Source organism: Corynebacterium durum (assembly GCF_030408675.1).
In the GTDB taxonomy this organism is placed as follows: domain Bacteria; phylum Actinomycetota; class Actinomycetes; order Mycobacteriales; family Mycobacteriaceae; genus Corynebacterium; species Corynebacterium durum.
In genome coordinates, this window is sequence record NZ_CP047200.1 from 652,656 (window position 1) to 671,680 (window position 19,025).

Consider the following 19,025-nt stretch of genomic DNA (forward strand, 5'->3'; position numbering starts at 1 on the left):
TTATGAACGCCAAGATTCTTGTTGTGGATGATGATCCAGCCATCTCTGAAATGCTGACCCTTGTATTACAGGCGGAAGGCTTTGACACGGTTGCCGTAGCTGACGGCGCAGAAGCCGTGGGGGCTGCCGAGGCCGAGCAGCCCGATTTGATCCTGCTGGATTTGATGCTTCCTGGCATGAACGGCATTGATGTGTGCCGTACCATCCGCGAAACATCAACCGTGCCTATTGTGATGTTGACAGCTAAAACCGACACCGTGGATGTGGTGTTAGGGCTTGAATCCGGCGCGGATGACTACGTGAATAAGCCGTTTAAGGCCAAAGAGCTGGTCGCACGCATTCGCGCCCGCCTGCGCCGGACGGAAGACGAAGTCAGCGACGTTATTGAACTTGGCGATCTCACCATTGACGTGGCGGGCCATCAGGTGCGGCGCGGGAACGAAGAAATTCCCCTCACACCCCTGGAATACGAATTGCTGCTTCTCCTGGCACGGAAACCCCGTCAGGTGGTGAGTCGTGAAGAACTGCTCACCAGCATTTGGGGTTATCGCTCCGCATCTGACAGTCGCGTGGTGAATGTTCATGTGCAGCGGCTTCGAGCGAAAATTGAGAAAGATCCCGAAAACCCGCAGATCATCGTGACCGTGCGGGGAGTGGGCTACAAGACAGGATGCGGTGAGTAACGGTTTTTAGGGAATATTTTCTTCGCCTGCGGGACACGTCGCTGGAACAGTGGCGCACGTCCCTGCAGGTGCGTGTCATTGGTTCCATCCTGGCGTCGTCAGTGGTGGTGGTACTTCTTCTCGGTTTCTCCATGATCAACGTGGTCACCCAGCGGCTTGTGGACGCCAAAGTTGATGTCGCAAGCTCCGAAATTGATCGCGCCCGCACCACCGTCGAACGCCAAATATCGGAAACAGACACCTCCAATTCCCTCCAAGTCCGGCTGAACTCCGCGCGGTCGGCCATCTCCATGCGGGACTCCTCAACGGGGCAGGACAGCGCTGCCGTGTTTGAACCAGTCATCTTGGTCAACAACAACGACGGCACCATCACCACCGCGCCAGAGGGTTACCGCATTCCCGAACCCCTGCGAAACTTCGTCTCCCAAAACCAAGTTTCCTACCAGTTCTCCACCATTGATCGCGTGGACGGCTCCCGCTACAAGGCACTCATTATTGGCACGCCCACCGAAAGCGACATTCCCGGGCTGCAGCTTTACCTGGTCATGCCCCTGGACAACGAAGAAGCCACGCTCGCCCTCATGCGCGGCCTGCTCTCCGCCGGTGGCGTGTGCCTGATTGTGCTGCTCATGGGCATCGCCTGGCTGACCACCCAACAAGTCACCGGACCCGTGCGATCCGCCAGCCGCATTGCCCAACGCTTCGCCGCAGGTCACCTCCGGGAACGCATGGTGGTGGACGGCGAAGATGAAATGGCCCGCCTGGCCATCAGCTTTAATGCTATGGCGGAATCCCTGTCCAAACAGATCCGTCAGCTGGAAGAATACGGCAACCTACAGCGGCAATTCACCTCCGATGTCTCCCACGAACTGCGTACCCCGCTCACAACAGTGCGTATGGCGGCTGACATGATCGCCGACCAGAAAGACGACCTCGATCCCTACACTCAGCGCGCCTCCGAACTGATGGTGCGCGAACTAGACCGGTTCGAATCACTTCTGGCGGAACTGTTGGAAATCTCCCGCCACGACGCCGGCGTGGCCGACCTCTCGGAAGACCGCATCGACATCCGGACCTGCGTCAACGCCGCATGGAGCCAGGTGCAGCACCTCGCCGAAGAACTCGACGTGGAGGTATCCTTCAACGAACCGGACGAGCCCGTGTCGGTGGTGGTGGACTCCCGCCGCATCGAACGCATCATGCGCAACCTCATCGCCAACGCCATCGACCACAGCGAAGGCAACCCGGTGGAAGTGACCCTTGCTGCTACTGACGACGCCGTGGCCATCACCGTCGTCGACCACGGCGTGGGGTTGAAGCCTGGGCAAGAAGACCTGGTGTTTAACCGCTTCTGGCGTGCCGACCCCTCCCGCAAACGCCATTCCGGCGGCACTGGTCTGGGGCTGGCCATCTCCCGGGAAGACGCAGTAATTCACGGCGGCTCCCTCGACGCAACAGGAATCCCTGGCATTGGATCATGCTTCCGCCTGACCATTCCGCGAACTCCCTTGGCGAAATTCCAGTACAGCCCACTGCCGCTGGCCGTCCCAGGGTGGGAGCAGCACAACGATGTGGATGCGGTAGTCGAAGAACCGGAGCCACTGACCGAGGCAGACGTGGTGCTGACGGGACCGAACCACCACAACTACCGCGCCCCCCGCCGGGATGATGCTGTGACACTAGATGCCCAAGCCGAACCCCCCTCAGCGCTGTCGGTTGATGCGGTTGGTGACGCTCAGCCTGCTGATGCTAGCGAAGCCGAGGAACCAGCACGCACGTCGTACTCCGTTGAACTATCCACCGACCCAGTGGTTCCGGTGGTTGTGCCAGGACTTTCCTCCGAGGCAGACGCCAGTGACACAAGCCTCGCAGACAGCGGGCGCGGTATTCGCGACGAGAAGGGCACTCCACAGTGACACCCGTATCCACATCGGTGCCAACGCACACCACGCCACGAAAAACCGTCACCACCACCCTGGCCGTCGTCTCCATCATGGGTCTTGTCGCCGGGTGCACCACAGTGCCAGGGGACTCCACGCCTCAGGCGCTTCGCTCCTTCGCGCCCGCACAAAGCAACATTGACGTTCCCTCCCCAGTTCCCGGCAGGGAACCCGACCTGCTGCTCAGGGACTTTTTCACCGCGTCCGCCAACCCCACCCAAAACTATCAGGCAGCCCGTTCCTTCCTCAGCCCTGACATGGCGTCACAGTGGGATAACCAATCCAACACCCTCATCCTCGACCGCATTGATCTCAACGCCAATGCGGGTGCCACGGCTGACCGCATCAGCTACATTGTGCGAGGAACCGTGGTGGGCAACATGAGCACTGGCGGTGTGTACGCCCCAGAAAACGGCGACTACGAAGCCTCCATCGAACTGAGAAAAATCAACGGCGAATGGCGCATCACCTCACTGCCGCCAGGAGTCATCCTGGAAAAGGTGGAACTACGCAACAACTATCAGCCCCATGAGCTGTATTTCCTCGACCCGACCGGGCGATTCCTGGTGCGCGACCGGCGGTGGGTCTACAACGGTCAGCCTTCCACCGGCTCGGCGCTGCTCTCCCTCATGGTGGAGGGACCACAGCGTGGCATCGCCCCGGGTGTGGTCAACGAAGTACCCGAGGGGGCCGTGTTCAGCGGCATGAAAGACGGAGCTTACACCTTCATTGGGTTTGGCGAACTCAATGCCGACCAGCGGCACCGTTTCGCCGCCCAAGTGGTGTGGACGCTTGCCCGCGCCGGGGTGGCTGGCCCTTACAGAGTCACCCTTGACGGCGTTCCCCTGGAAATAGGCCAGGCTGGCCTATCGGTCGAAGACGTTGCGGAATTCAACCCCAACGTAGGCGTGGGGTCGCTATCCCCGCTGTACGCGCTGAGCAACGGACAGCTGTATGTGGTGTCCTCCGACCGCGTTGATCTCGCCCCCGGACGGTGGGGTGCGCAGGACGCGCAACTCGAATCGGCCGACATTTCTGCCACCGGCGACGTTGTGGCAGCGGTGCAAACCACAGGCGAAGGGGACGACAAGAAATCTCAAGTGCTGCTCGGGCCACTCAACGGCGAGACCACCACTGCACTAGAACGCCGTACCCTTTCTCGCCCCAGCCTGGAATACGACGCCTCCGCCTTCTGGACAGTTCTTGACGGCACCACCATCGCGCGCGTCTCCCGATCCAGCGCCACCGGGGAAATGTCACAAATCGAGGTAGATAAAGATGCCTTCGGTGACGCCACGGGCGCCATTTCTGTGCTGCGGCTGTCACATTCCGGTGTCCGGGTGGCCATGATTATCGACGGCCGCGTCTACCTCGGTACCGTCTCACGGCCCGCGCCGGGTGAGAGGAAGATCACCAACCTGGTTCAGATCGCACCAAGCATTGGGAACACGGCGCTGACATTGGATTGGCAGCATGACGGCTCATTGTTGGTCGGGACGTCGTCGCCGGACACGCCAGTGCGGCGAGTAGAGCTGGACGGCTCGGAAGTCACGCCGCTGTCGGCGGGGAACATCACCGCGCCGGTGGTGGCCGTGGCATCGTCAACGAACAACATTTACGTGACGGATTCCCGTGCGGTGCTGCAATTGCCGTCAAACGGGCCGTCGTCAGCGTTTTGGCGTGAAGTTCCTGCTCTTCAGGGCACACGTGCGGCACCGGTGGTGGCACACTAGAGATACAGGAAAAGAGGGGGGACATGCTGGAATTGTTGTTTCCGAAGAGCTGCGCTGGATGCGGTGCGGCAGGGGTGAGTTTGTGTGCGAGCTGCCAGGAGGAGCTTCGGCGGGTGCCGCATCGAGTGTCCTGCACGGTGGATCCGCGCGTGCCGGTGTGGGCGCTGAGTCCGTACGCAGGGGCGCATCGCCAGCTTGTTATCTCCATGAAGGAGCGCGGGCGTCGAGACGCGTGTGCTTATGTTGGTGCGGCGGTGCGGGCAGCGGTGGATTTCCTTGCCGCGCGGGGCGAGCTTCCATTCGCAGTGGACCTCACTCTGGTGCCGGCCCCAACACGCGCTCGCTCAGCACGGTTACGGGGCGGCGACACGGTCACGGCGGTGTGTGCGTCCTCAGGCTTATCGACGGTCCCGTGCGTGCAACACCGCAGTTCAGTGCGGGATTCTGTGGGGCTTGATGCTGCTGCGCGGCGTCGAAACCTGGCGGAAGGCGTGGACCTGCTTCAAGTGCCGCCGTCGCCAGCGTTGCTGGTGGACGATGTTGTGACCACCGGGGCGACGGTGGAGGCCACCTGTGCCGTGCTGTTTAGCGCGGGGGTAGAAGTCAGTGGAGTTTTGGCTGTGTGTGCTGCGTGAAAGGTGGGGTTATGTAGCGCAGAGGTTATGACCAGAGGTATCCTTAAGGTGTAGTAATTCACATCATCGCGGACGTTGTGAGTAATCCCGCTCACATTGTGCGGTGGATACAACCGGGAGGTAAGAGCAAGTGACCATACCTGCTGAAAACAACGATGTCCTGCGCCCGGACACCCAGGTGACTATTACCGGACGCAACGTCGAGGTTCCCGACCACTTTGCCGAGCGCGTGCACGCCAAACTGGCAAAAATTGCGCGTCTCGACCCCACATTGACGTTCTTCCACGTTGAGCTTCAACATGAGCCTAACCCGCGTCGCGCCGACGAGAGCGACAAGATTCAGATCACAGCTACAGGTAAAGGTCACATTGCCCGTGCTGAAGCTAAGGAAGATAGTTTCTATGCAGCGCTGGAAACAGCCCTGGCACGCATGGAACGCTCACTGCGCAAAGTGAAGGCACGGCGGCGCATCAGCCGCTCCGGGCACCGCGCCCCCAAAGGGGTGGGGGAGGTCGCAGCGGATCTGGTGGCAGATGCAACTGCTGCGGTATCACAGCAACCCGAGGGCAAGTTTGATGTGGATCCCTACGAAGATTCCGTCACCGACGTTGTGCCTGGTCAGGTCGTTCGTACCAAGGAACACTCCTCCACGCCGATGAGTGTGGACGATGCTCTTTCTGAAATGGAACTTGTGGGTCATGATTTCTACTTGTTTGTCAATGAAGAAACCGGGCGCCCGTCTGTGGTATACCGCCGTCATGCCTTTGACTATGGGCTGATCAGCCTTGCTGAATAGGCGCATTTCCGCCGGTTAACGCCGGTACATAGTCCTTACACCGCCATCGTGTTAGCATTACCGAAGCTAGCCACGGTGGCGGTTTCTTAAGGCGTGTGGCAAACAGAGTAGACTAGTCAAGACTGTAAACGCGAAAGCCAAAGTTAGAAAAGGACGAACGCCTGTGTTTGGACTGTCCAAGATCCTCCGCGTCGGTGACGGTCGCGCTGTAAAGCGCTTGAAAAAGATCGCCGACGAGGTGATCGCACTTGAGCCGGAATACGCTGATCTCAGCGATGAGGAACTGAAGGCCAAAACGGCGGAGTTCAAAAAACGCCTGAAAAAGGGCGAAACGCTTGACGATATTCTGCTGGAAGCCTTCGCCGTGGCGCGTGAAGCCTCCTGGCGAGTACTGGACCAGAAACACTACCCCGTGCAGATCATGGGTGGTGCTGCACTCCACTTTGGCAACGTCGCCGAAATGCGCACCGGTGAAGGCAAGACCCTCACCTGTGTGCTGCCCGCCTACCTCAATGCCCTCGAAGGCAAAGGCGTGCACGTGGTCACCGTCAATGACTACCTTGCCAAGCGCGACTCGGAATGGATGGGTCGTGTGCACCGCTTCCTGGGACTGACCACCGATGTGATTCTTGCGGACATGACCCCGCAAGAGCGTCGAGACGCATACAACGCCGACATCACCTACGGCACCAACAACGAATTGGGCTTCGACTACCTGCGCGATAATATGGCGCGCTCCATCGACGAACTCGTGCAGCGTCCGCACAACTACGCCATCGTTGACGAGGTGGACTCTATCCTCATTGACGAAGCCCGCACGCCGCTGATTATTTCCGGTCCTGCGGACGGTTCCTCCCAGTGGTACACCGTGTTCGCGCAGATCGTTCCCCGCATGACCCGTGACGTTCACTATGAAGTAGATGAGCGCAAACGTACCGTCGGCGTCAAGGAAGAAGGCGTCAACTTTGTGGAAGACCAGCTGGGCATTGAAAACCTCTATGCCCCCGAGCACTCCCAGCTGGTCAGCTACCTCAACAACGCCATCAAAGCCGAGGAACTATTCACCCGCGACAAGGACTACATTATTCGTGGTGGGGAAGTCCTCATCGTGGACGAATTCACGGGCCGTGTCCTCGCCGGTCGCCGTTACAACGAAGGCATGCACCAGGCCATTGAGGCCAAGGAAGGCGTGGAGATCAAAAACGAAAACCAAACCCTGGCCACCATCACGCTGCAGAACTACTTCCGTTTGTACAACAAACTCGCAGGTATGACTGGTACCGCCGAGACAGAAGCCGCCGAGCTGCACCAAATCTACAAACTCGACGTGGTGACCATCCCCACCAACCGCCCCAACCAGCGTGAAGACCTCACCGACCTGGTGTACAAAACCCAGGAAGCCAAATTCGCCGCTGTGGTGGACGACATTGTCGAACGCGTGGCCAAAAACCAGCCAGTGCTGGTGGGTACCACCTCTGTGGAACGCTCCGAATACCTTTCCCAACTTCTGCAACGCCGTGGCGTGAAACACCACGTGCTTAACGCAAAACACCACGAACAGGAAGCCGAAATTGTCGCCCAGGCAGGCCTCCCCGGTGCCGTGACCGTGGCTACCAACATGGCCGGTCGTGGTACCGACATCGTGCTCGGCGGCAACCCCGACATTCTTGCGGACATCAACCTACGTGCGCGTGGACTTGATCCGGTGGAAACCCCCGAGGAATACGAAGCAGCCTGGGACGCCGAGATCAACCGCATGCGTAAACGCTCTGAAAAGTACGCCGAGCGGGTCCGTAAAGCCGGTGGCCTGTACGTGCTGGGTACCGAACGCCACGAATCACGCCGCATTGATAACCAGCTGCGCGGACGTTCTGGACGTCAGGGCGACCCAGGTGCCACCCGCTTCTATCTATCCATGCGCGATGAACTCATGGTCCGCTTCGTCGGTGCAACCATGGAAAACATGATGAACCGCCTCAACGTGCCTGACGACGTCCCGATCGAGGCCAAGATTGTCACCAACTCCATCAAAGGTGCCCAAACCCAGGTGGAGAACCAAAACTTTGAGGTGCGCAAAAACGTGCTCAAGTACGACGAGGTGATGAACGAACAGCGCAAAGTCATCTACGCCGAGCGCCGCGAAATTCTCGAAGGCCGCGACGTGGCCAACCAGGTGGAAAGCATGATTGAGGAAACCGTCGCCGCCTACGTCGCCGGCGCCACCGCCGATGGCTATGTGGAGGACTGGGACCTCGACGAACTCTGGAATGCCCTGAACGGCCTCTACGGACCCACCATGACCTGGGAGTCACTGCTGGATGGCAGCGAATTCGGCGAACCAGGCGAACTGCCCGCCGACGAACTGCGCGACGCTCTCATTGAAGACGCCCTAGCCCAGTACAAAGAGCTGGAAGAGCAAGTTGCCAGCATCGGCGGCGATGCTCAAATGCGCGAAATTGAGCGCATGGTCATCCTAGGCGTGGTGGACCAGAAATGGCGTGAACACCTCTACGAGATGGACTACCTCAAAGAAGGCATTGGCCTGCGTGCCATGGCGCAGCGCGACCCGCTGGTGGAATACCAAAAAGAAGGCGGCGACATGTTCAACGCGATGAAAGACGGCATCAAGGAAGAAACCGTCCGCCAGTTGTTCCTGCTGCGTCAGCAGATGCAGCCAACGCAGCCTGCTGAGGTGTAAATAGGCGAGTTAGAAGATTCGGAGTGCGACCATGGTCCACTCCGATTTTTCTATGACCCGACGCCGCTGCAGCCGCGCGGCAAAAGCAAAGGAATGATCGCCCACGACGCATGTGCCGCACACCTCAGCGGCGGTGACAGCGTTCTGAGGGGCAGTGCCCTCAGTGTTTGTGGAAGTTGGCGGGGGAGGGGCGTCGTCACGCGGCGTAGACGGGACAACCAGCGGAAAAATATGCAGTGACCGTAACCTGGCAGCCCCACGGACAGTGGATTGTCGCAGGCGCGCTGAGACATGAATGCGTACACCCGAGCTGAAGCGTTGAGGGGTGATGTGTGCCAGTGGACGCCTGCCGAATGCCACTCCCAGGGCTACTGTGACTAAAAGCACTGTAGCGTGGTGGAGGTCGGGCGGGACGCGCATCTCCCGCGCAGATGTGTCTGATGTATGTGTCAGTGGCGCCATCGGCGCGCATGGCACCAGCGTTTTTAAGTAACTCATGCCGGGAATCACAGTAAGCATATGTGCTCCTTTGTGTCGTGTTTTCCACGGCAGGCTTGAATCACATGTTCTATCGCGTGGGGTGCGCGACAAAAAGAGGAAATCGGGCTAGGTTTTACTATGTCACAAATGAAGGCGATACATAAAACATCTATGCTCGGTTGTACTGAAAACGTAATAAGGAAGGTGGCGCGTGCGCGGATTGATCGTTGACTATTGCGGAGTCCTAGATGGACCCGAGGAGGACCAGGCCAGGTGGCGTAGCCTGCTGTCCGCCGCCCGCAATAATGGGGTAGCAACCGCAGTGCTTTCCAACGACCCGGGCGGTCCCGGTGCCGAGCCGATCCGTGAACTGGAATACCACGGTATTGTGGACGCCGTGGTGCTCTCTGGGGAGATCGGAGCGGACAAACCAGACCCCGAAGCATTCCGAATCGCCGCAGACACCATTGACCTGCCCATGCGAGACTGTGTCATGGTTGATGACTCAATACTGAATGTCCGTGCCGCCGTGGACTGTGGCATGGTTGGTGTCTATTACCAGCAGTTTGATAGAGCTGTGGTGGAAGTGACCGGTCTCTTCGGAATCGAGGGAGAATTCTAAAACATGCGAGTCTACCTTCCGGCAACCTTTAGCACCCTTCAAGAATTAAGCGACACCGGAGGGTTCACCGTGCGGTCCGGCTACGGCTTTGCCGTCACCCCCGCACTTAATGATTACTTCGTCTCTGGCGACCCCGAGGAGGTCGCGCATTTCGCGTTTATCGACGCCGCCCGGGCCTCCCTCCGCCTCCTAGCCATTGGCGACAACGAAGCATTCCCGCACCGTCGCGTGGTCATCTCTGCGGATATCGACGACAACCTGGTTGAGTTGCAGCCCCACAACGGGGAATCAGTGGTGAAACTCAGCCCCGCGCACGTAGAGCTCGATGCTGTAGCGGCCATCCACGTGGACATTGAGTCCTCTGAAGCCGCCACCGCTGCCGCTATTGAAGCTATCGACGCCGCGGACCTTGGGGATGAAGATGCCGAGTTCACTGTTGGCGATGCTGACGACAATTTCATGGCTTGGTACGACCCGGTTGAACTCGCCGTGCTGGTTGAGTTGATGTAGGTTCCGCAGGTCGGGGGACCGGGGGCTGGGATTCTATTCTTCGGCGTTACCTGACTACTTGTGTGTAGATGAAAATGGGTTTGGGTCAAATTGAATCAATTCAGTTGAGAAGTGTGGGGCTCTATAAATATGTGCATGTCTGGGGGTGGCGAAGAAAATGGTCGAAATATTGGTAAGTATAGGTGGATGATCATATTAGGGGAGTGTTGGTTTGCGCAATTATGGCCAAATAAAGTTAGTTGAGAAGAGAACTCCCTATTTGTGGTGGGTTTTAATCGGATTTTTCTTAATGCTGGTCGGTTTGTCTGCGACGTTTATTACGGGACCGGATTCTGATGATGAAAATATCGGCGGAGCAATGACCGCTATATTTGGATTCGTTTTTTGCATAGGTTCTATTGTGTGCATTGTGAGACCGTTGGTGTTGACTATCGATGAGACCGGAGTGGAAATCCGTGAAGGTTTTGCTCGTGCTAAGCGCATAGCCTGGCATGACGTTCGTGAGACTTCACTAGGGAATACTGGTGTAACTATTTTTCTTAAAGGTATGCATAGTAAAATTGTCCAGGTGCCTGATTTTGCTGGTGTTGATCGAGAACAAGTGCACGATCTTCTTGACTATCGCTTTAAATGGTATCGAGAAAATAGCAAGTAAAAATTATCGTGTAAAATAACCCGACCAACGCCACACCCCCTGTTCCTTGCGGTTGTCAGACAAGGAACAGGGGGCGTGCTGTTACGCGGCGTAGTTACTGTTTAGTTTTTGCGCCGTTTCGCAGCGATCATGAGGCCAACACCTAGTGTGAGTACCAGCATGGCGATCAGGGATAGTCCGATCACGCTGGCGCCGGTGTTGGCGAGCACTCCGCCTTCTTTCTTTGCTTGAGGCTGTGCTTGCTCGGATGCTTTGGGTATTCCCTTTTCATTCCCGTTTGCTGCGGGGCTGTTGGGGGAGTTGGGCGGGAGTTGCCCAGCTTGAGCTGTGTAGTTTCCATCGCTGGATCCGGCGGCATTGGCTGCACCACCAATGGCCAGGGGAACCAGCGGTACCAGCAGCCACCACCAGGGGATGTTGGCAGTGTTGGTGATTTTCACTGGAGTGGGAGCGGCGAAGCTTCCTGCTTGGACAGTGATGGTTGCCGTGCCGTTGCCGTTATCGACAAGTGCGGCAGCGTTGTCTGTGGCAAAACCAGGGGTGTTCCATTCAGAAACGATGGTGTTGTCCGGTTTCTTTTCTTGAATGGTGACCACGGTGCCTATCGGAAGACCCTTGAATTCCTCCTTGTCGCCGTCACCCAGGGTGAAGTCCTTGGTTTCGGTTTGCTTGGTCATGGGGTTGATCCAGCTTGCGGTGAAGTTGAATTTCTTTCCACCGTTAAGCGGCGCTGCGGTACCGCCGACCTGTTTGGTCAGGGTGAAGCTGCCTTGCTCGGTGTATTTGTTTGTGAATTCAACGGCGCAGATGGTGTTCACACCAAGGGTGATCTCCTGTGTTTTCTGCGGGTAAACGGTGTGGCTGTATCCCGGAATTTCTGCGGATTCGGTTTTCTCCGTTGCCGTGCACTTGGTGTCGGGTTTGAATTCCTTTTTGTAGGTGACGGTTTGGCCAGCAGGAACCTTCATGGTGAATTTTTCGTCGCCGCAGGTGACATCAAATTCGTAGGTCTTGTTCTTGGCAGCTTCTGCGCCTTCAACGTTCTTGGTGATGGCAAATTGGCTGAAAGGCTGCTTGTTGTAAGCGTTCTTCACCTCAACGTTCACCTTCGGCGCGTTCACCGGAACATTATGGGCCTGAGCCAGTTTCAGGTCATACCCAGCAACAGCGCCGTTGGTTTCAGTGATGTCGCAGGTGGTGCCGTAGGGCACAGCGATGCCCAGAGGAACAGGTGCGCCTGGTTTGATGTCTTTGGTGCCGGTGGTGCCGTCGCTGCACTTGTAGGCGAAGGTGAAGGAAGCGGGGGCTTTCGCGGCGTCGATACCCGTGACGGTCTTGGTGAGCGTGATGTCACCAGTGAGGCGCGGGTAGGTGTTTACGAACTTTGCTTCAGCCTTTTTACCTGCCTCGACGGTGATCGGGCCGGGGATGGTGGGCTTGGGTTCACCGTAGCCGTCACGTGCGGCGCTGCGCAGGTCCTCGTTGAAGGTACAGGTGTAACCAACCGGAATGGGCAGGGTATCGACGCTCTGACCGTTGCCGGCTACTTTCACGGCACTCGCCACGGCCGGAGCTTTGTCGTCTGCTGGATCGACGCAGCGGTAGCTGACGTTGTACTGCTGTTTTTGGAACTCGGCGAGGTTTTTCTTGTCGGTGTCGTTGAGCGCGCCGTCGATACGCACGTCTTTGGTGACCTTCAGCGCAACAGCCTGCTTGGTGTAGCTGTTGATGAATTCAACCTCGGGCTTGGTGTCCGCACCAACCTTGACATCATTCTGGCTGATGGTGAGTTTCGGCTCGGCGAAACCGTCACGCGCAGCTTTAGCCATGTCTTCGCTGAAAGTACAGGTGTAACCCTCAGGAATGACTTCAGTTTCCACTGGAGTGTTCGGCTTGGCCGTAACAGTCTTGGTGATCTCCTTGCCGTTTGAGCCTTGCGGCGCAACACAGCGGTAGGTGAGCGCGAAGTCGGAATTGTTCAGCGCATCCACCTGGCGTTGGGAAAGCCCGGCTGGGTTGATCTTTTTGACTAGGTTGAACTTGGCCTGAGCCTTCTTGTTGGCGTGGTTGGTCAATGTTGCGGCGGTGACTTTACCGCCTTCAGTGGTGAAGCTGATCTTTTCGCCGGTGTTGTTACCAACTGCAAATTTCGGCTTGTCCCAAGCGATCTTGTCGGAAGCCGGAGCCTTGTCCAGGTTTTCAGAAAGGGTGACCACGGAGCCCTTCGGCAGGGGAGACATGAGGGCTTCGGTCTTGCCCAGAGCTGCTTCGAGGGTCACAGTGCCGCCGGTTTTATCGGCGTTCGGGGTGCCCACAGGCTTCCAACCTGGGTAATCGCTGAACGTGCGGCCCTCAGGGAGTTTGTAGTCAACGGTGACGTTGAACTTTGCGTCGGTGGGAACCAGGCTCGTGGCATCGCCTTCAAGGCGCTTTTCCACAGACACGGAGCTGAACCCAGGCTCCAGGTTTACGTCCACGCGGCCGGTTTCCGTGTAGTGAATCTCGGCGTGGGCGGTCTGCAGCGTTCCGTTGATGTCTAGATCAACATCGTTGGTGTACATCACGCCCTGCTTGGCGTTGCCGCCTTCAACAGTGGTGGGGGCGGTGATTACGTAGGAGGCATTCGCCTGCCATGGGCCGGTGATTCTGATGATGGTGTCGGTGTCAGAGGGCAGGACTTCCATGGTGAAGCCGTTTGCAGTGCGCTGTGCACCATCAACAATGAGCTTCTGCTCGGAATCAGGGGCGTCTTTGCTGCGCTTGAAAAACAGCCTGAAGTCCTTGGGGTCCTTGACGTGGGTGATGCCAGGACCGGGACGGTCAGTGAAGGTCAAGGTTTGCTCGGTGCGGCCGTCAAAAATAGTGCTCTTGCCGCTCTTGCCTTTGGACTCAGATCCAACCTTTTTAGCCAGGTTTTCCGTGTTGAATGAGATGTACCAGGGAATGGCAGCGTTCTTGGGGCCGATGGGAGTTGCGTACTTGTTCAGGTCAAATGCGCTGTATTGCGGGGAGCGGGTGATGATGCCGCCAGGAATCTTCGCCTCGGTCTCTTTACCGTTGACCGTAAAGTTGATGGTTTCCTGCTGGTATTCGGCGGTTGCGCTGAGCAGGAACTCGCCGCTACCGGTGAGGTTGCTCAGTTCGTTCTTGTCCATGGCATTGAGCTCGTCGCCAAAGGTACAGGTAAGAGATTTGTTTTGGACTTCGCACTCGCCGACTTTGGTGCCGTCGCGTTTCAGGTCAAAGCGGTGCCCGGCACTATCGCGGCCCTCGAATTGTTCGGGGAAGCCGATAACAAAGTGGTCCCCAGGATGCACGACGGCTTCAGGTTTAACTGTGTGGAACTTAAATTTCAGCTTTGCGACACCGCTGACGTAAATCTTCTGGGTCTGTTCAACGCCATTGGCGTCGGAGGAAATGAGGGACATCTCGTCCATGATGATGTCCGTGTTGGCGGTGGCATGTGCCGAAGGAATGGCTGTTACCAGTGACAATAACAGCGTAAGGATTGCAGAAATGGCTGCGGCTACCCGCGGTGCCGACGCGCGCGGAAGCGCTATCGACGAGGAGGGTAATACCATTGGGACTCCTTGTGTTCCGTGGAAAGCGGAGGCTGGTTCTTGGTCTTGGCCGACATTCATGGGCCAAGACCAAGAAAAGCTTGCTTTTACCGAAGAATATGATTGACAAGAAGTAAGAATATTCCCAGTTTTGTTCGCACGTCAACTATCTGCAGATTAGCTACAGTGGCCTGACCTGCAATTATTGAGGAATCTAGCGCGCATCGTTTCCTAAAAAGGTAGCTCACCTGCTGATAAGTAAAGTCTCAGGATTAGGTCGTGAGACTGGTGTGGAGGGGTGAGTGAGGGGGGGGGAGTGGGCTGTCTGCGCTGCCACGGATACCCGCGCGTATCGACGCCCCGTTGTGGTTGCCGACCGCTTCCCTTGGTTTCAGAGAAGTCCTATCAACTACGTTAGAAAGAGTTGATAGGACACTGCCGTCACCGCTGCCCCGGCGATGACACCGACGCCAACCTCTCCCCACGAATGGCCTTTTAGCACGACCCGCGACCAGCCAATAACTGGGGCTACAACCAGCGCCACCCACCATAGAGGCGAGACTGTTAAGGCTAGAAAAATGGTCACGCATACCCATAAACCAGTATGGATTGATGCTTTGCACCACAACCGAGTTACTACGGCGAAGGTTGCAATGAACATGACAGCTGATAGCACAGAGACCCATATAACTCTTGGCGTATGAAGATGCCATAATCCCGCGAGTGCTGCACCCAACAGCACAAAAATCGCTGCAAAAACTATGTATCTTTGTTCGCGTTTCTGAACGTGGCGCCCTTCTGCTTTTCCTTGTAGTGTCAGTACCCTAATCGCAGCCATTGGCATGATTGATGTGCCTAGGATTGCTGTTATCGCTGCAGGCCATGCGTGTGATGTGGCACCTAATACAAGAAAAAACCATAGGTTTGTCACCCACGGCGCACATACCTCGCTAATAAGAAAAGCTGTTTTCGTTTTCATTCGGTATTTTCTCCATGATAGCCACGTCATCACGAACCCCGGCATCTATGGCTTCACCTCTGCCTCGCCGGTCCATGCCGCAGAAGTGAAGGGTTGGATACGTTGGTTTTTGTTGGTGATTATTCCCCATAGGCGTACGGCAAGCGCTGCTCCGACGACGGCAACGAACATGGGGAGATAGCCTTGCGCAGGCATGTCGGTGAACTCAATGGCGGCGATCATTCCGAACATGGGTGCGGCCATGGTGGTGGAGAGGAATGCGCCGGCTCCCATAATGGCGAATGCACTGAGGCTTAGGGAAGGAAATAGTCCGGCTAGTGCTATTCCGATGATCGACCCCGTCGTGGCTCCAAGAGAAAAAGCCGGTGTGAGGTTTCCGCCGACGGTGCCTACACGGAAGCACATAATCACGATTCCCATGCGCAGAACCACAAAGAGAAGCAGTGTGGCTACGGGGAGTCCTGTGGTGAAAATGGTGTCAGCCGCCCAGCGTCCGTTGGCGCTTACGCCAGGGACGAGGTAGGAAATAACGGCTACCACAGTGAATGCGAGGGGCATCTGCCAGAGTATGGCGGCACCGCGCGGTCGTGCTGCTACTGCTTTGCGGGCGACGATGCCGAACCAATGCCCGAGCATTCCGGCGATGATTCCTACGATGAGCGCGGCCCCGAGCATCGCCGGGGTTTCGTTGAGTTCGACGGTGCTGAAAATAGGGTGGGGTTCAATAAAAATGCTGGTTACGGCAACGGCTATGGCTGAGGTGAGCATGGTGGTGACTACCGCACGGGTGGTCATTTCTACCAGGAGTAGTTCGAGGGCGAAGAGCGCCCCTGCGAGCGGGAGGTGGAAGGATGCTGCTAGTCCTGCCCCGGCTGCTGAGGCGATGAGGATGCGTCGTGCTTGGGGGTCGAGTTTGAATGTTGTGGCAATCCAGGATGCGGAGAGTCCACCCGCCACGCGGGGCGCGTTTTCGCGCCCAACGGGCGCACCTGCCGCAACGGAGATGACTTGGAGGAACACGCTGCACAGTGTTTCCCAGAGCGGCATGGGGGTACCGTTCATGGTTCCTGGCACGGAGACGGCGGGTTGTCCAAACCGGTTGAGCAGATACCACGACCACGAGGTAATAATCCCAACGACAACAAGTGTGATCGCTAACCGCAGGGGTGTCACCTGCGAACCGGGGTCAAGTGCCTTGAGGTGGTCAACGCCGTAAACGAGCCGTTCAGTGGCGACGATAGCTCTGTTGAGCGCCGCAACAAGCAGGCCGGTTCCTATGCCTGCGAGCACTCCCAGCACTGCGAGCCTGTTCAGCGGTGTTTCTGTCATGTGTGGTCGGGTGTGACCAGTTCCGCCGGAAGCTCCCTTTTCAGTTGTCCCTCCCATGGGCGGTTACATCCATTCTTCGTTGGTACGTAGCGCGCCCAGGAGTGTGCGGACGGCGTGGGTGCGGTGTGCGCTTGCGCCGGCGAGTTCGTCGAGCGCACATTCGGGGTCTGCTGGTGGCCCCATGTGTGTGCAGCCGCGGGGGCAGTTGTCGGCGGCTGCGGCGAGATCGTCGAATACGGCGATAACGGTGTCGGCGTCAACATGCGCGAGTCCGAAGGATCGGATACCCGGAGTGTCGATGATCCAGCCGCCTGCGCGGAGTCGTAATGCGATTGATTGCGTGGAGGTGTGTCTGCCTTTGCCTATCCCCGAGACCTCGCCGGTGGCGCGGTCGGCATCGGGAACGAGCCTGTTGACCAGCGTGGATTTTCCTACGCCGGAGTGCCCGATGAGTGCGGTGATGTGGCCGTCAACAACATCGTGCACGTGAGAGATAGGGTCGTGAGTGCCGCAGGTGATCACGGGGACGTCGAGGTCGGCGAACTTTGCGGCGAAGGCATCGGGGCTGGCCAAGTCTGTTTTGGTGAGGCAGATAACGGGGTTGAGTCCGCCGACGAACGCCGCAATCAGGGCGCGTTCCACGAATCCCGAGCGCGGCGGCGGGTCGGCGACGGCGGAGACGATGAGGAGCTGGTCGGCGTTGGCAACCACGATGCGCTCGTAGGGGTCGGTGTCATCGGCGGTGCGTCGTAGGACGCTTGTGCGCTCGTCGAGCCTGACTATGCGCGCTAGCGTTCCGGGGTGTCCTGAGGTGTCGCCTACTATTCCCACGCGGTCGCCGACCACAATGTCGGTGCGGCCGAGTTCGCGGGCGCGCATACAAACGGTGGGGGCTTGGCCTGCGGGGGCGTCGTCAAGCACTACGCCCCAGCGACCTCGATCTTTGGTGACCACCATGCCGTACTGCGCGTTGTTGTGGGCTGGGCGGTCTTTGGTTCGGGGGCGGGAGCCTTTTCCTGGTCGGATTTTTACATCGGATTCGTCCCAGTCGCGGTGTGCGCGTTTAGCCATGCGCCACCAGCTTTGTCCACATGTTCGCAAAGTCGGGGAGTGTTTTGGTGGTGGTGGCTATGTCTTCGACCTCAATTCCGGGGACGGCGAGTCCGATGATGGCACCTGCGGTGGCCATGCGGTGGTCCGCGTAGGAGTGCCAAAGGCCGCCGTGCAGCTGTTCGCGGGGGATCGGTGAAATGCATAGCCCATCGGCCAGTTCGGTGCACTGCCCGCCGATATTATTGATTTCCCTGGTCAGTGCAGCTAGCCTGTCGGTTTCGTGGCCACGAAGGTGTGTGATGCCGGTGAGTCGTGATTCGGTGTTGGCCAACGCTGCCAGCGCGGCGACGGTGGGGGTGAGTTCGCCGACGTCGGAGAGGTCGATGGAGATGCCCTTGAGTCCGTGCTCGCCGTAGACACCCCCGGCGGGGCCGGTGACCACGAGGTCGTAGCTGGGGCCAACGGCAGTGATGTCAACGGTGCACCCCATGCGTTCGAGGATTCCGCGGATGGCGTCACCGGGCTGGGTGGTGCGTTGTGGCCAGTGCCGGATACGCACGGTTCCGCCGGTGACGGCGGCTGCGGCGAGGAAGGGAGTGGCGTTGGATAGGTCTGGCTCGATACGCCAGGTCCGCCCGCTGATTGGCCCGGCGGGGACGGTCCATTCGTTGGCGCGACTGGTGTCCACGGTTACCCCGGCCTCGGCCAGCATGGCGATGGTCATTTCGATATGCGGCATGCTGGGCAGTTTCCCGCCGGTGTGGCGGACGGTGATCCCGTTACTGAACCGAGCCCCGGCGAGTAGTAAGCCGGAAACGAATTGGGAGGATCCTGAGGCGTCGATATCCACGGTGCCTCCGGTGGGGGTGCCGACGCCGTCGATGATGAAAGGCAGGGCGTCGCCTTGTACCTGAATGCCCAGTTCACGTAACGCGTCCAGCATGGTGGACATGGGGCGTGTGCGGGCCTGTGGGTCGCCGTCGAAGAATACTGTTCCGGTGGCGATCGCAGCGACGGGCGGCACAAAACGCATCACGGTTCCTGCGAGCCCACAGTTGATGGTGCCGCCGCGCAGGGGGCGGGGCTCAATGTGGATTTCCGACCCCTGGTCCCGCACACCCACACCAATGCTCTTCAACGCAGCAAGCATGAGGTTGGTGTCGCGGCTGCGAAGCGCCCCTACAATAGCCGACGGGCCATCCGCCAGCGCCGCCAGAATGAACGCACGGTTAGTAATGGACTTGGAACCGGGCACCGTAATCACCCCATCAATGGGGGTACGCGTGTGCGGGGCTAGCCACACAGGTAGCGTCTCTGAACTCAACTCTTCCACGCCCACCATCTTACTTTTG

The 19,025-nt window shown here is 58.2% G+C and carries 15 protein-coding genes; 9 read left to right on the forward strand and 6 right to left on the reverse strand.

Going from position 1 to position 19,025, the window contains the following annotated elements:
* Nucleotides 1-2: 2 nt before the first annotated feature.
* From mtrA to secA, 6 genes are all read left to right on the forward strand, one after another.
* The gene (mtrA, locus tag CDUR_RS03040; RefSeq protein WP_179418940.1) at nt 3-683 is read left to right on the forward strand and encodes an MtrAB system response regulator MtrA; all 681 of its coding nucleotides are present in this window, start codon (nt 3-5) and stop codon (nt 681-683) included.
* Between the two features lie 26 nt (nt 684-709).
* Entirely contained in the window at nt 710-2,599 is a 1,890-nt protein-coding gene (gene mtrB / locus CDUR_RS03045) for an MtrAB system histidine kinase MtrB (protein WP_179419192.1), read from the forward strand.
* Nucleotides 2,596-4,356, forward strand: a complete 1,761-nt coding sequence (gene lpqB, locus CDUR_RS03050; protein ID WP_290208029.1) for an MtrAB system accessory lipoprotein LpqB — start codon at nt 2,596-2,598, stop codon at nt 4,354-4,356. Before mtrB ends, lpqB begins: the two co-directional genes overlap by 4 nt.
* 23 nt (nt 4,357-4,379) lie before the next feature.
* Nucleotides 4,380-4,991, forward strand: a complete 612-nt coding sequence (locus tag CDUR_RS03055) for a ComF family protein (protein ID WP_179418941.1) — start codon at nt 4,380-4,382, stop codon at nt 4,989-4,991.
* Between the two features lie 130 nt (nt 4,992-5,121).
* A complete protein-coding gene (gene hpf / locus CDUR_RS03060) occupies nt 5,122-5,787 on the forward strand; it encodes a ribosome hibernation-promoting factor, HPF/YfiA family (RefSeq protein WP_179418942.1) in 666 nt (221 codons plus the stop codon).
* Between the two features lie 163 nt (nt 5,788-5,950).
* Complete coding sequence (gene secA, locus CDUR_RS03065; protein WP_179418943.1) at nt 5,951-8,485, forward strand: preprotein translocase subunit SecA; 2,535 nt, start codon at nt 5,951-5,953, stop codon at nt 8,483-8,485.
* 9 nt (nt 8,486-8,494) lie between these two features.
* Here the strand turns inward: secA and CDUR_RS03070 are convergent, their stop codons facing one another.
* On the reverse strand, nt 8,495-9,004 hold the full coding sequence (locus CDUR_RS03070) for a hypothetical protein (RefSeq protein WP_179418944.1): 510 nt from the start codon (nt 9,002-9,004) through the stop codon (nt 8,495-8,497).
* 172 nt (nt 9,005-9,176) lie between these two features.
* On the opposite strand from CDUR_RS03070, the gene CDUR_RS03075 reads away from it, so the two are divergent.
* From CDUR_RS03075 to CDUR_RS03085, 3 genes are all read left to right on the forward strand, one after another.
* Nucleotides 9,177-9,587 carry an HAD family hydrolase gene (locus CDUR_RS03075; RefSeq protein ID WP_006062493.1) on the forward strand — a complete coding sequence of 137 codons (411 nt, stop codon included), beginning with the start codon at nt 9,177-9,179 and terminating at the stop codon, nt 9,585-9,587.
* Nucleotides 9,588-9,590: 3 nt separating this feature from the next.
* On the forward strand, nt 9,591-10,097 hold the full coding sequence (locus CDUR_RS03080; protein WP_179418945.1) for a DUF6912 family protein: 507 nt from the start codon (nt 9,591-9,593) through the stop codon (nt 10,095-10,097).
* A gap of 211 nt (nt 10,098-10,308) precedes the next feature.
* Nucleotides 10,309-10,752, forward strand: a complete 444-nt coding sequence (locus CDUR_RS03085) for a hypothetical protein (protein ID WP_179418946.1) — start codon at nt 10,309-10,311, stop codon at nt 10,750-10,752.
* A 101-nt stretch (nt 10,753-10,853) separates the two neighbouring features.
* On the opposite strand, the gene CDUR_RS03090 is transcribed toward CDUR_RS03085, so the two are convergent.
* From CDUR_RS03090 to aroA, 5 genes are all read right to left on the reverse strand, one after another.
* Complete coding sequence (locus CDUR_RS03090) at nt 10,854-14,333, reverse strand: DUF5979 domain-containing protein (protein ID WP_179418947.1); 3,480 nt, start codon at nt 14,331-14,333, stop codon at nt 10,854-10,856.
* A gap of 388 nt (nt 14,334-14,721) precedes the next feature.
* Nucleotides 14,722-15,291, reverse strand: a complete 570-nt coding sequence (locus tag CDUR_RS03095; RefSeq protein ID WP_179418948.1) for a phosphoesterase — start codon at nt 15,289-15,291, stop codon at nt 14,722-14,724.
* 45 nt (nt 15,292-15,336) lie between these two features.
* The gene (locus CDUR_RS03100) at nt 15,337-16,620 is read right to left on the reverse strand and encodes a chloride channel protein (protein WP_179418949.1); all 1,284 of its coding nucleotides are present in this window, start codon (nt 16,618-16,620) and stop codon (nt 15,337-15,339) included.
* Between the two features lie 63 nt (nt 16,621-16,683).
* Nucleotides 16,684-17,691, reverse strand: coding sequence for a ribosome small subunit-dependent GTPase A (gene rsgA, locus CDUR_RS03105; protein WP_179418950.1), 1,008 nt, complete (start codon nt 17,689-17,691; stop codon nt 16,684-16,686).
* Complete coding sequence (aroA, locus tag CDUR_RS03110) at nt 17,684-19,015, reverse strand: 3-phosphoshikimate 1-carboxyvinyltransferase (protein ID WP_179418951.1); 1,332 nt, start codon at nt 19,013-19,015, stop codon at nt 17,684-17,686. The genes rsgA and aroA overlap by 8 nt, the downstream gene beginning before the upstream one ends.
* Nucleotides 19,016-19,025: the final 10 nt, after the last annotated feature.

Coding starts and splice junctions, on each gene's coding strand:
- mtrA (WP_179418940.1), top strand. CDS start 3: ATGAACGCCAAGATTCTTGTTGTGGATGATGATCCAGCCATCTCTGAA.
- CDUR_RS03055 (WP_179418941.1), top strand. CDS start 4,380: ATGCTGGAATTGTTGTTTCCGAAGAGCTGCGCTGGATGCGGTGCGGCA.
- CDUR_RS03070 (WP_179418944.1), bottom strand. CDS start 9,004: ATGCTTACTGTGATTCCCGGCATGAGTTACTTAAAAACGCTGGTGCCA.
- CDUR_RS03080 (WP_179418945.1), top strand. CDS start 9,591: ATGCGAGTCTACCTTCCGGCAACCTTTAGCACCCTTCAAGAATTAAGC.
- CDUR_RS03090 (WP_179418947.1), bottom strand. CDS start 14,333: ATGGTATTACCCTCCTCGTCGATAGCGCTTCCGCGCGCGTCGGCACCG.
- CDUR_RS03095 (WP_179418948.1), bottom strand. CDS start 15,291: ATGAAAACGAAAACAGCTTTTCTTATTAGCGAGGTATGTGCGCCGTGG.
- CDUR_RS03100 (WP_179418949.1), bottom strand. CDS start 16,620: ATGACAGAAACACCGCTGAACAGGCTCGCAGTGCTGGGAGTGCTCGCA.
- rsgA (WP_179418950.1), bottom strand. CDS start 17,691: ATGGCTAAACGCGCACACCGCGACTGGGACGAATCCGATGTAAAAATC.
- aroA (WP_179418951.1), bottom strand. CDS start 19,015: ATGGTGGGCGTGGAAGAGTTGAGTTCAGAGACGCTACCTGTGTGGCTA.